We start from the raw sequence: 12,419 nt of genomic DNA on the forward strand, positions 1-12,419 counted from the left end.
GGAGAGAATTTCCAATGAAAAAATCATGGCGGTAAACGAGTATTCCGATACCGTGCTGGAGGAGATTCATAAAAACCATCAGGAGGTAATGTTCCTGTATGATATGCTCAATGACAAGCATAAGCATCTGAAAGATGCGGTTTCAGAGATAAACCGGACAATGAAGGAGGCCGAGGAAACCAGAAGAAGGGCTCAGGCAGTGGTAGATTCCCTGCAAAGTCTGGCGCCGGAGGAAACAAAAACCGGGGAGATGGATATTGAGTTGGAAAATACTCCGGAGGGCGGACAGCCTGAGGAAAGGAAAGAAACCGGCGCAGACATCAGCCTTTCTAAAGAGGACGAAAGGGGAGCCAACAGTAACAACAGGATTTTAGAGCTTTACAGAGCGGGCTGGTCAAAGGTTGCAATCGCTAAGGAGCTGGGTCTTGGCGTGGGAGAGGTGAAGCTGGTGGTTGACTTATATAAAAATATGTAGAAGTGCATAATGGCTGCAGAACAGCCCTGCACTACGGAGTTGAGAATTGAGATGAGGTTGAAATATTATTTGCGGGGATTGGGGATCGGAATGGTGGCTGCCGCAGTGCTGATGGGGGCCGCCTCAGGAAGGGGTCAGACGCTCAGTGATGCGCAGATCAGGGAACGTGCGGCAGAGCTTGGGATGGTGGAAAGCACCCCGGCCGTTTTGTCTGATCTGGAAACGCCCCAGTCAGAAACGCTGCCGGAGGCACTGCCAGAGGCAGGGCAGGAATCCCAGGAAACCATGGAGGAGCCGCCGGGGACACAGGCGCAGCAGCCAGAGGAGACAGAGGCACGGCAGCCGGAGGAGATAGAAACGCAGCAGCCAGAGGAAACAGAGGCACTGCAGCCAGAGGCCGCGCCGGAAGTGTCTGTGACCATACAGCCGGGCGACAGCTCGGTGACGGTGAGCAGAATGCTGGCCGAGGCGGGACTTGTAGAGGACGCAGAGGCTTTCGACAGGTATCTTTGCGACAACGGCTATTCCAAATCTCTTCGGATCGGCACCTATCAGATAGAACCGGGAACCGGGGAGGAAGAAATTGCGGAAATTATCACCGGAAAACAGTAAAACCCCTTGCAACAGGGGTTTTCTTATGCTATAATGCCACTGTTGTGACGAAAAAACACGCGTTTCGATTTGGCATCGGTGTTCTCCCACAGGAGAATAGATGTCAGAGCTAACCGGGCTTAAGTAACGCCGGCCCGGCAGAAAAGAAGCTGCGGAAGAAAAAACCAAATGGAGGTAAAAAAATGAGCGTTATTTCTATGAAACAATTACTTGAAGCAGGTGTTCATTTCGGACATCAGACGAGAAGATGGAACCCCAAGATGGCTCCCTACATCTTCACCGAGAGAAACGGCATCCACATCATCGACCTGCAGAAATCCGTAGGCAAGGTGGACGAGGCTTATAAGGCTGTTTCCGAGATTGTGGCACAGGGCGGAACCATTTTATTTGTGGGAACCAAGAAGCAGGCCCAGGATGCTGTTAAGACAGAGGCAGAGCGCTGCGGAATGTATTATGTAAACGAGAGATGGCTGGGCGGTATGCTGACCAACTTTAAGACCATCAGATCCCGTATCGACAGGCTGCATGCCATTGAGACCATGTCCGAGGACGGAACCTTTGATGTTCTGCCTAAGAAGGAAGTTATCGCTTTGAAGAAGGAATGGGAAAAGCTGGAGAAGAATCTGGGCGGCATTAAGAATATGACCAGAATCCCGGATGCAATCTTTGTAGTAGATCCCAAGAAGGAGAGAATCTGTGTGCAGGAAGCGCATTCACTGGGCATTACCCTGATCGGAATCGGTGATACCAACTGCGATCCCGAGGAGCTGGATTACATTATTCCCGGAAATGACGACGCAATCAGAGCAGTGAAGCTGATTGTTTCCAAGATGGCTGACGCCGTGATCGAGGCAAACCAGGGAGAAGCGGTTTATACACAGGAAGATGTGGCAGAGGGTGAAGCAGAGGATATCGAAGAGGTAGCGGCCGCAGAAGAAGAGGAAGCAGTTTCTCAGGACGCGGAATAATTTTAATGTTGCAGAGAAAAACTTTTAGGGAAAGATAGGGTGAAGAATATGGCAGAGATTACTGCAGCTATGGTAAAAGCGCTGCGCGAGCAGACAGGCGCAGGCATGATGGATTGCAAAAAGGCGCTGAGTGAGACAAATGGAAATATGGAAGAGGCTGTGGAGGTTCTGAGAAAGAACGGACAGGCCAAGGCAGTGAAAAAGGAAGGCAGAATTGCAGCGGAAGGTATCTGCCGCATTGCTTCTAAGGGTGACACCGCAGCAGCGGTTGTGGAGGTGAATTCCGAGACTGATTTCGTGGCAAAGAACGAGCAGTTCCAGCAGTTTGTAGAGGCTGTTGCAAGGCAGGCTGTAGAATCGGATGCAGCAGATATGGATGCGTTCCTTGCAGAAAAGTGGAACGAGGATGCTTCCAAGACTGTGCAGGATGCGTTGATTGAGAAGATTGCTGTGATCGGTGAGAAGCTCAGCATCAGAAGATTTGAGAGAGTGGAAGCTGCAAATGGCTGCGTGGTATCCTATGTGCACGGCGGCGGAAGGATTGGCGTGATTGTTGAGGCCCAGACCAATGTGGTAAACGATGCTGTGAAAGAGGCTATGACCAATATAGCTATGCAGGTTGCAGCCCTTTCTCCCAAATACGTTGCCACAAGCGATGTGTCAGAAGAGTACAAGGCACATGAGAAGGAGATCATCGCGGCACAGATCGCGCAGGATCCCAAGATGGCAGGAAAGCCTGAAAAGGTGATCGAGGGTGCAATCAATGGACGCTTGAATAAGGAATTAAAGGAAGTATGTCTGCTGGAGCAGGTTTATGTGAAGGCCGAGGACGGAAAGCAGACGGTTGCACAGTATATTGCGCAGGTTGCAAAGGAAAACAATGCGGAATTGAGCGTGAAGAGATTTGTGCGTTTTGAGACCGGCGAAGGCCTGGAGAAGAAGAACGAGGACTTTGCGGCAGAGGTAGCTGCACAGATGGGAATGTAAGCGTTTGCCGCATGTGCGGCAGACGTATAAAAAGAGCCTTGAACACGAGCTTATTCGTGGGCCGGGCTCTTTTTACGTAACTGGTACTAAAATACTAAAAAAAACATAAAATGATTGCAAAAGAAAGTATCAAGTGGTATTCTGTCACTGTAGGCTTTTGCTTGGCTTTTGCTTTATATGCCTGAATAGGAAAGGAGAAAGATATGAATAAGATTGAAGCATTTTTAAGAAACCGACCTATTAAGAAGAAAATTCGTGCTGCTTTTTCCTGTATCATTGTGATTTTTTTAATCAGCATATTGATATCAGTTTTTCGGTTTATAGTTGATAGAGATTTCTTGTCAGCATTACTGGTTTTGCTAATCGCAGCTATCGGCGTGGCCGCTACGATAGTGATTGGGATAAGCCTGCAGAATTTGATTGTGGAACCGGTGCGCGAATTGAAAGATGCAGCTGAAAAAATATCCAAGGGTGATTTTGACCTGGGAACCTCCTGGGAGTCGGAGGATGAGCTGGGAGATCTTTCCAGAAGCTTTGGGAGAACAGCCAGCACCTTGAAGCTTGTGATTGGAGATTTAAATTACATAGTGTCAGGATTTGCCGAGGGTAATTTTAACGTGCGAAGCAAATGTCCTGAGGCGTATGCCGGAGAGCTGGGTTCTGTGCGCCAGGAGCTGATTAAGATGGTCAGGGCTATCAGTGAGCTGCTGGAAGGCATGCAGTCCTCTGCGGATCAGGTTGCTGCAGGCTCCTCACAGCTTGCCGTCAGTGCACAGGATATTGCCGAGGGCGCTACGGAACAGGCGGCTGCCGTAGAAGAGCTGGTGGCTACGGTGAATGAAGTGACCAATCAGGTGCTGGAGAACACCAAATCTACGGATATTGCCCATGACAAGGCAAAGGTGGTAGGTGCAGAGGCTGAAAACAGCAAGGCGAAGATGAAGGAGCTGACCCAGGCTATGGATAAGATCAGCAGCACCTCTCAGCAGATTGAAAAGGTAATCGCAGACATTGAGGGAATCGCATCCCAGACCAATCTTCTTTCCCTGAACGCATCTATTGAGGCGGCAAGAGCCGGAGAGGCGGGAAGAGGCTTTGCGGTTGTTGCGGATGAAATCCGCAAGCTGGCGGAGGAAAGTGCGGCTTCAGCGGTAGAGTCCAGAAAGATGATAGACGCCTCTATGAATGAGGTGGCGGCAGGAAGCAGAATCACTCAGGAAACGGCGGACGCGCTGAACAAGGTGATTGAGGAGCTGGATCATATCATTCAGCAGGTTGCAAATATCCGCACGGCGTCGGATCGTCAGGCGATTTCTGTTAAGGAAATGGAAAAGGGCGTGGAACAGATTAACGACGTAATCCAGTCTAATTCGGCTGCTTCCCAGGAGACTTCTGCAACCAGTGAGGAGCTGTCTGCGTCTGCGACTACACTGGATGAAATGATGAAACGGTTCCAGCTGCGTCAGGATTGACAAGGGCTGATATGGGATGGATAAAGAACTGACAAAGGATTAAGATGGACGAAAAAGGACAGAGCCGGATTTCCCGCCGCTATGATTACCTGGATGCCTTGAGAGGACTTGCGTTAATCAGCATGATTTTGTATCATGGGGTGTGGGATCTGGTTTACATAGGGAATGTGGATTGGAAGTGGTTTCGTTCCGATGCCGCTTTTATATGGCAGCAGAGCATATGCTGGACTTTTGTTCTGCTGTCAGGCTTTTGCTGGATGTTTGGAAGGCGCCGCCTAAAGCGTGGACTGATCGTGCTGGGAGCAGGCCTGCTTACCTCCCTTGTAACCTGGAGCTTTACCTATAATGAGAGAGTTACCTTTGGGATCCTTACATTTTTAGGGACGGCAATGCTGGTCATGATTCCTCTGGAAAAGGTGCTTGGAAAAATTCCAGCAAAGGCGGGATGTGTGCTTGGCTTTGCACTTTTCCTGATAACAAGAGGAATCAATGATGAATATCTGGGGTTTGGTCCGGCAGAAATCATAAGGCTTCCTCATGGGTGGTATCAAAAGGGTCTGTTTATGACCTTTTTTGGCTTTACAGACGAAGCCTTTTATTCGGCGGATTACTTTTCTGTGTTTCCCTGGATTTTCCTGTTTGTAACAGGTTACTTTTTATATCGGATTGCACGGGATAGAAATCTTTTGGATAAAATAGCAGATGTGGTGCCCAGACTGCCGTTTTCGGCGCTGGGGAGACATTCTCTTTTGATTTATCTGCTGCATCAGCCGGTGATGTATCTGGTGCTTGTGCTTCTTGGGGTTATAAAGACTCCTGGCTGAAGAAAGGCATATGAGCGGATGCAGCGCAGGACATCTGACAGTTAGAAGGACGGCAGCATTGTCCTTCTTTTTTTATGCTTAGAAAATGAGTTAAAAAAATTACAGATATATTTTACAGGTATTTAACACAGAAAAAGGGATATGATGAACAATGACAAAAGTTACATGTCATACAGTGAAAAATGTGTCAAAATTTAACATTGTATATCCGGCTGCGTTTTGATATACTGAATGAGGTTCAGGAAAAAGGAGGTTGCCATGCGTTTTGATATGCACTGCCATACCAAGGAAGGGTCCATGGATGGCAAGGTACCCATAGCGGAATATATTTCTCTTTTGATAGACAGAGGCTATGACGGTATGCTTGTCAGTGATCATAATTCCTATAAGGGCTACAGAGAGTGGAAGCGGAATCTAAAAGACAAAAAATTTCCGGATTTTGTAGTTTTAAAGGGCATTGAGTATGATACCATCGATGCAGGACACATACTTGTGATTATGCCGGAGAATGTGAATTTAAAGATTTTGGAGCTGAGAGGGCTTCCTGTGCATCTGCTGATTGATATTGTGCATAAAAATGGAGGTATTTTAGGGCCCGCCCATCCCTGTGGGGAAAAATATCTGAGCATTACCAATACCCGCAAGCATAAAAGCCAGCTGGCGGTGATGGACAGGTTCGATTTTGTGGAGGGCTTTAATGCTTGTGAGACAGTCCAGAGCAACCGCAGCGCTTCCGCTATTGCGGAGCAGTTTGAAAAACCACGGTTCGGCGGCAGCGATGCGCATAAGGCGGATTGTGTGGGATTAGCCTATACGGATTTTCCGGTTCCCATACGTTGTGAATCCGACCTGATCCAATGTGTGCTTGAGAAAAATCAGATTACCTGCGGAGGCAGCTATTATAAGGGAACCACAAAAGAAAGGATAGGGAAGGCAAACAGTATTCTTGTGCAGTCATTTTGGTTTTACAACCGTCTGGGAAGTCTGTGGCGTCACCGCCAAAGAGTGATGGAAATGCACAAGCTGGTATAAAAAAATTGGAAAAAAAAGGACGAGAAAGCGACGGGTTGTAATCATTTCGTCGCTTTTCTTCATAAATTCTTAAGATGCTTTTTTGTATGGCGCAGGGTATAATGTTTTCATTAAAACAAATGTTTTTTTGAAAAGAGGGAAAGTATGATAAAAACACAAAACGTGGAAAAGGAAAACCGGAAAAAACGCAGGGCAGCTCTCAAACAGGGACTGTTGTCTGCGCTGATTGCCGTGTCTGCGGTTACGCTTACCGCCTGCGGCGGCAGGGAGGAGACGGTTTCAGCAGATGAAACTCCGGCGTATGTGTATGTGCCGGAATACATAGAGCTCAGTAATGACAGCTACTCCAACTTTTATGATGTGCAGATTACTGGGGATGCCGTCTATTATGTCCGCAACACCTATGACGAGACAGCCATGACTTCGGTTACGGAAATCTGCCGGTATACGCCGGGAGCGGACACAGAGCCGGAGGCGCTTCCTGTTTCTGTCAGGGAAAACACAAGCATTAACGGCTTTACAGTGGATGGAGCGGGCAATGTCTATCTGTGCCTTTACGACTATTCGGGAGAGGAGCTGGATGCGGATGGCTTTCTAATCAGCAAAACCTTTCTGGCTCAATATGACGCTTCGGGAAATCTGGTTTATGAGCAGGAGATCACAGACCTTTTAAATGAGGATGTGGACAATAACTATGTAAACGGCATCCTTTCCGATGATGAGGGAAATCTCTATCTTTGCTCTTCCTATCTGGTTCGTCTCTTTGACGGCCAGGGTAATTATCAGGGGGAGGTATCCACTGGGGAGAGCTGGATCAACAGCATGGGAAAGGGCAAGGACGGCAAGATTTATGTAAGCTACTATGACAACACCTCCGCCGATGGAGGAATGGTGATTGCAGATATCGATTTTGCCGCAAAGAAGCTGGGCGAGGCAAAAGAAAACTTTCCAAGCGGAAACGGAGGAAACATTCTTTCTGCTGGTGCAGAGAAGGATTTTCTGATCAATGATGGAACAAAGCTGTCTGAATATGATTTGTCCACGCAGACCAGTGAGGAGATTTTGGACTGGCTGGACAGCGACATCAATGGACAGTATGTGAACAGTGTGGGTGCTTTGTCAGATGGCCGGATCGTGGCGATTGTAAACGACTGGAACACAGGGGAGACGGAAATTGCATTGCTGACAAAGACCGACAGCGCTGAGCTGGTGCAGAAGGAGCAGATTACCATCGGTACGCTTTACACCAATCAAAACCTCCAGGCTGCGGCGGTGGATTTTAACAAGAGCAGTGAGCAGTACCGGGTGGATATCAAAACTTATATCGATACGAACAACTGGACGGAAACAAGCTATCAGGACGGCATTACCAGCTTGAATAATGATATTACCTCGGGCTCAAACTGCCCGGATATTCTGGACTTGTCCCAGCTGAATGTGGAGCAGCTTGCCACAAAGGGTGTGTTTGAGGATTTGATGCCCTATCTGGAGGAAAGCAGCGTGCTGGACAAGGATGATTTTATGGAAAATATTCTGGAAAGCTTCCAGTATGACGGCGCTCTGGTGGCAATTCCCAGCACCTTCTCTCTCAGCACGGTAATTGGCAAGACCTCTGATGTGGGAGAGGAAATGGGCTGGACGCTGGATGAGCTGATCGCATATGCAGACGCCCACGAGGGAGCGGAGCTTTTTGACGGGGCCTCCAAGAGCAGCATTTTGTATTACTGCCTTACCTATAATATGGATTCCTTTGTGGATTGGAGCACAGGGGAGTGTAAATTCGACACACCAGAGTTTAAGAGCCTTCTGGAATTTGTAAACAGATTCCCGGATATCTATGACTGGGAATCGGATACCAGGTCCCAGCCGGCAAAGATACAGGCCGGGGATGTGCTTTTGGCAATGGCGGGCATTTACGATCTGAACGGCATTCAGGAATATGCCGCAATGTTTGGCGAACCGGTGACCTGCATCGGATACCCTACGCTGGACGGGAGTGCGGGATGTATTTTGAATGTGAGCGATATTTACGGTATTGCATCCAAATCTGATAATAAGGACGGCGCATGGGCCTTTATTGAGCATTATCTGGCAGCGCAGGACGAGGACAATGTTTTCTCCTGGGGACTTCCTACCCGCCAGTCCAAGTTCGACGAAATGATAGCGGAGGCTACCAAGGCAGAGTATGTATTGGATGAAAATGGCGAGCCTATGCTGGATGAAAACGGCGAGCCCATCCTTGCAGGAGGAACGTCCAGCATTTCCTATGGGGACTGGGAATATACCTATCATGTGCCTACCGAGGAGGAGATAGCCCTTCTGCGGGAATTGGTTTCTGTGGCAAAGCCTTTGCCTGCGGGAAATGATGAGATAAACACGATTATTTCCGAGGAGGCAGAAGCCTTTTATCAGGGACAGAAGTCTGTGGACGATGTGGCTAAGGTGATTCAAAGCCGTGCGCAGATTTATGTAAGCGAGAACAGCTAGGAGTGCAGCAGTGAGAAAGTATCAGTCGTTAAAGCATAAAAAGTCAACAAAACAGACACGCAGGATTAAGATAAGCTCGGGGCTTTACATAGCCCCCAGCTTTCTTGGCGTCCTTGTGTTTTTTGTGATTCCTTTTCTGGTGGTGATTTATTATTCTTTGGTAGACAATCCCATCAGCGGTAATTTTGTGTTTTTAGATAATTTCAAAAGTATTGTGCGCAACGCTGCTTTCCGTCAGGCAGTGAAGAATACATTTACTTTTTCTGCGGTGTCGGTTCCTCTTGCGGTGGTACTGTCCCTTTTGCTGGCCATTGTACTGGAATCAAAAATGCCTTTCAGGACACAGTTCCGCACCTTTTTCTTGAGCCCCCTGATGGTACCTGTAGCTTCCATTGTGCTGATATGGCAGGTGCTTTTTCATTACAATGGCGCTGTGAATGATGTTTTGACCATGTTTGGGGGAAACAAGATAGATTGGTTAAAATCGGATTATGCCTTGGTTGTGGTAGTGCTTTTGTTTCTATGGAAAAACCTTGGCTACAACATGATTCTGTTTATGGCTGCCCTGGCAAGCATTCCCAGGGATATTTTGGAGGTGGCAAGGCTGGAGAGCGCAACGCCGCTTCAGACCTTTTTTTACATAAAGGTCCGTTACCTTTCTTCTACCATGCTGTTTGTGACCATTATGTCGTTGATCAATTCCTTTAAGGTGTTCCGTGAAATTTACCTTTTGACGGATGATTATCCCTACGACACCATTTATATGCTGCAGCATTTCATGAATAATAAGTTTAAATCTCTGGATTACCAGACACTGTCGGCTGCAGCCATACTGATGTCCATAGTCATGGTGGCGATCATCAGCATCTTGTTTCTGGCAGAGAACAGATTCGGAAAGGATGTGGAAGGGTGAGCGGAAAGCGTATGCCTGCCCGGACGGCAGGAAGAAGAAATCCGGGCGTCAGAACACACAGTGTCTCAAAGCGCAGAAAATTCTGGGGAGCCTTTAAAATTGCCATTGCCACGCTTATTGCCGCGGGCTTTGCCATATTGTTTCTCATGCCCATTATACTGACAATCACCAATTCCTTCATGTCGGCCTCAGAGATATCTGCCAATTACGGTTCAGTGTTTGCTACCAGCGAAAGCGGAGGAAAGGTGTATATATCTGAGAAGGTGAACCTGAAGTTTATACCGGATATGGTATCCTTCAGCCAGTATGTAACAGTGCTTTTCAAAAGTCCTGATTATCTTTTGAAATTTTGGAATTCCGTGATTTTGGTGGGACCCATTGTGGTGTTCCAGCTTTTGGTGGCATCTTTGGCCTCCTATGGTTTTGCCAGGTATTCCGGGAAGCTCAGGCAGATTGTATTTTTTTCTTATATCATATTGATGCTGATGCCCTATCAGGTGACGCTGGTGCCAAACTATCTTGTTTCAGACTGGCTGAATATATTAGATACCTATTGGGCGATCTGGCTGCCAGGGATTTTTTCTCCCTTTGCGGTTTATCTTCTCACTAAGTTTATGAAGCGGATTCCCCACTCGGTGGTGGAGGCCGCCCAGATAGACGGGGCGGGGGAGTGGCAGATTTACAGGCGGATCTGTATGCCTCTGTGCAAGGGAGCGCTCTGTTCGGCGGCGATTTTGGTTTTTATAGATTATTGGAATATGGTGGAGCAGCCCTTGATTCTGCTTACAGACACGGAAACCCATCCCTTATCCGTGTTTTTGAGTAAAATCAACAAAGGTGAAATCGGCCTGGCGTTTGCGGTGGCCACAATTTATATGGTGCCAAGCCTCTTGGTGTTTTTGTATGGAGAGGAATATCTGGTGGATGGCATCACCTACCAGGGCGGTATCAAGGGATAAAGGCGTAAAGAGAGGAAGCGGAGTATGAACGAAAAAGGAAGCAAAAGAAGAGAGTGGGTGAAAACAGCAGCGATTATATTTCTTTCTGTGCTGCTGGTGCTCACCTTTTTCTCCAATACAATTATGAATTATTCCCTGCCGGAGGTCGCGGCCCAGTATGTGCAGTCGGGAACCATTACCGCTAAAATCCGGGGAACCGGCGTGGTGGAGAGCGGGGACCCCTACAACGTGATGGTCAATGAGACCAGGAAGGTGGCAAGCGTTGCTGTAAAGGCCGGGGACACCGTGCAGAAGGGCGATGTGCTTGTGTATCTTGAGGATCAGGAGAGCGATGAGCTCAAGGCCGCACAGGATGCCCTGGAGACGGCTCGGGACAATGTGGAGACGGCCCAGAATGCTTACTATGCAGCGCTGCTTTCCGCAGACATCAACACAGAGGTGCTGCAGTCGGTGGGAGAATCCTCTGTGAGCGGATATCTGCAGAGGATTGTGGACGCACATACAGCTGTGGAGCAGGCGCAGAAAGAGGTGGATGACTGGACGCAGAAGGTGAACGCGTTCAAAACACAAATTTCCATAACCCCTGAAAACGACGCGGATGTGTCTGCGGAGACAAAGGCTTTAAACGAGGCAAAGACCGCCAAGGAGAACGCGGATTTTGCATTGACGGAGGCGCAGAACCGGTTAAAAGCCATTGAGTCCCAGCTGGAGTATGAGAACAGTGTCAGTGACGGCAACGCTGGTGCGGCAGGAAATATAGATGAGCTTATCAGGCAGAGAAATCAGGCCCAGTTAGCGGTGATCAGCGCACAGACTGCCGCTGATAATGCAAACCTTGCATATGAGAGGGCACAGACAGCGCTTGAAAATAAGACGGCCACAGGGGATAATGCCAGTGATATCGCAAGCCTGCAGAATCAGCAGGCCAAGGCTCAGGCGGAGCTTGATGCCGCAACAAACAGATTGACGGAAAAAACCAATGTGCTGGGAGAAATGAGCCAGGCGCTGAATCTGGATTCCCAGTATGACGCCATTGTGAAGGCACAGGAGGAGGTTGCAAAGGCTGAAGAGGAGCTGCAAAAGCAGATGGAGAAATCCATAGGCGCTGTGGTGACCGCAGATGTGGCAGGAACAGTTACCTCCATAAATGTGACGGCAGGCGAGAGCACCAGCGCGGCCAATCCGGTGGCGGTGCTGCAGCCCGAGGGCAAGGGCTTTTCCATGAGCTTCTCCGTAACAAACGATCAGGCGTCGCGTCTGGCGGTGGGGGATAGGGCGGAGCTTGTAAACGCCTGGAGGTACGAGGATGTGGAGGTGACCCTTTCTGGCATCAGGCCGGATACCACTGATCCCGGACAGAAGAAATTATTGACCTTTAACGTGACAGGCAGCGTTACTGCAGGACAGACCTTGAACATATCGGTGGGGCAAAAGAGTGCAAATTATGATATGATTGTGCCAAACAGCGCCATTAGAGAGGACAACAACGGTAAATTTATTTTAATTGTGGAAACCAAGAGCAGTCCTTTGGGGAATCGTTATTATGCCACCCGTGTGGACGTGGAAGTGCTTGCCAGCGACGATACGCAGTCAGCGGTGAGCGGGGGGCTTTACGGCTCCGAGTTTGTGATTACAACCTCCACTGCACCTGTGGAGGCGGGACAGCTGGTGAGACTTGCTGATAGTTAAG

11 protein-coding genes are annotated in these 12,419 nt (G+C 48.6%); all 11 read left to right on the forward strand.

Annotated features, from left to right (window positions below; translation table 11 throughout):
• Positions 1–475: DUF6115 domain-containing protein (locus SHK35_RS10330; RefSeq protein ID WP_318709698.1), on the forward strand; the 475-nt coding region annotated here is incomplete at its 5' end.
• 57 nt (positions 476–532) lie between these two features.
• The gene (locus SHK35_RS10335) at positions 533–1,087 is read left to right on the forward strand and encodes a hypothetical protein (RefSeq protein ID WP_318709699.1); all 555 of its coding nucleotides are present in this window, start codon (positions 533–535) and stop codon (positions 1,085–1,087) included.
• A gap of 182 nt (positions 1,088–1,269) precedes the next feature.
• The gene (rpsB, locus tag SHK35_RS10340) at positions 1,270–2,055 is read left to right on the forward strand and encodes a 30S ribosomal protein S2 (protein WP_318702448.1); all 786 of its coding nucleotides are present in this window, start codon (positions 1,270–1,272) and stop codon (positions 2,053–2,055) included.
• A gap of 48 nt (positions 2,056–2,103) precedes the next feature.
• Positions 2,104–3,042: a translation elongation factor Ts gene (gene tsf / locus SHK35_RS10345; RefSeq protein ID WP_318702447.1), complete on the forward strand. Its 939-nt coding sequence runs from the start codon at positions 2,104–2,106 to the stop codon at positions 3,040–3,042.
• 203 nt (positions 3,043–3,245) lie between these two features.
• Entirely contained in the window at positions 3,246–4,514 is a 1,269-nt protein-coding gene (locus SHK35_RS10350; protein WP_318702446.1) for a methyl-accepting chemotaxis protein, read from the forward strand.
• Positions 4,515–4,558: 44 nt separating this feature from the next.
• Positions 4,559–5,338, forward strand: coding sequence for a heparan-alpha-glucosaminide N-acetyltransferase (locus tag SHK35_RS10355; protein WP_318709700.1), 780 nt, complete (start codon positions 4,559–4,561; stop codon positions 5,336–5,338).
• A gap of 258 nt (positions 5,339–5,596) precedes the next feature.
• Positions 5,597–6,370 carry a PHP domain-containing protein gene (locus SHK35_RS10360; RefSeq protein WP_318702444.1) on the forward strand — a complete coding sequence of 258 codons (774 nt, stop codon included), beginning with the start codon at positions 5,597–5,599 and terminating at the stop codon, positions 6,368–6,370.
• 144 nt (positions 6,371–6,514) lie between these two features.
• Positions 6,515–8,857, forward strand: a complete 2,343-nt coding sequence (locus SHK35_RS10365) for an extracellular solute-binding protein (RefSeq protein WP_318709701.1) — start codon at positions 6,515–6,517, stop codon at positions 8,855–8,857.
• A gap of 10 nt (positions 8,858–8,867) precedes the next feature.
• Complete coding sequence (locus SHK35_RS10370; RefSeq protein WP_318709702.1) at positions 8,868–9,770, forward strand: carbohydrate ABC transporter permease; 903 nt, start codon at positions 8,868–8,870, stop codon at positions 9,768–9,770.
• Entirely contained in the window at positions 9,767–10,729 is a 963-nt protein-coding gene (locus SHK35_RS10375; protein WP_318709703.1) for a carbohydrate ABC transporter permease, read from the forward strand. The genes SHK35_RS10370 and SHK35_RS10375 overlap by 4 nt, the downstream gene beginning before the upstream one ends.
• A gap of 24 nt (positions 10,730–10,753) precedes the next feature.
• Complete coding sequence (locus SHK35_RS10380; protein WP_318709704.1) at positions 10,754–12,418, forward strand: HlyD family efflux transporter periplasmic adaptor subunit; 1,665 nt, start codon at positions 10,754–10,756, stop codon at positions 12,416–12,418.
• Position 12,419: the final 1 nt, after the last annotated feature.

The sequence above is a fragment of the Candidatus Acetatifactor stercoripullorum genome (genome assembly GCF_944382095.1).
GTDB lineage: Bacteria > Bacillota > Clostridia > Lachnospirales > Lachnospiraceae > Acetatifactor > Acetatifactor stercoripullorum.

What these genes read in the sequence shown, in the direction of transcription:
- tsf (WP_318702447.1), top strand. Translation starts at nt 2,104, where the DNA reads ATGGCAGAGATTACTGCAGCTATGGTAAAAGCGCTGCGCGAGCAGACA.
- SHK35_RS10365 (WP_318709701.1), top strand. Translation starts at nt 6,515, where the DNA reads ATGATAAAAACACAAAACGTGGAAAAGGAAAACCGGAAAAAACGCAGG.
- SHK35_RS10380 (WP_318709704.1), top strand. Translation starts at nt 10,754, where the DNA reads ATGAACGAAAAAGGAAGCAAAAGAAGAGAGTGGGTGAAAACAGCAGCG.
- SHK35_RS10360 (WP_318702444.1), top strand. Translation starts at nt 5,597, where the DNA reads ATGCGTTTTGATATGCACTGCCATACCAAGGAAGGGTCCATGGATGGC.
- rpsB (WP_318702448.1), top strand. Translation starts at nt 1,270, where the DNA reads ATGAGCGTTATTTCTATGAAACAATTACTTGAAGCAGGTGTTCATTTC.
- SHK35_RS10355 (WP_318709700.1), top strand. Translation starts at nt 4,559, where the DNA reads ATGGACGAAAAAGGACAGAGCCGGATTTCCCGCCGCTATGATTACCTG.
- SHK35_RS10350 (WP_318702446.1), top strand. Translation starts at nt 3,246, where the DNA reads ATGAATAAGATTGAAGCATTTTTAAGAAACCGACCTATTAAGAAGAAA.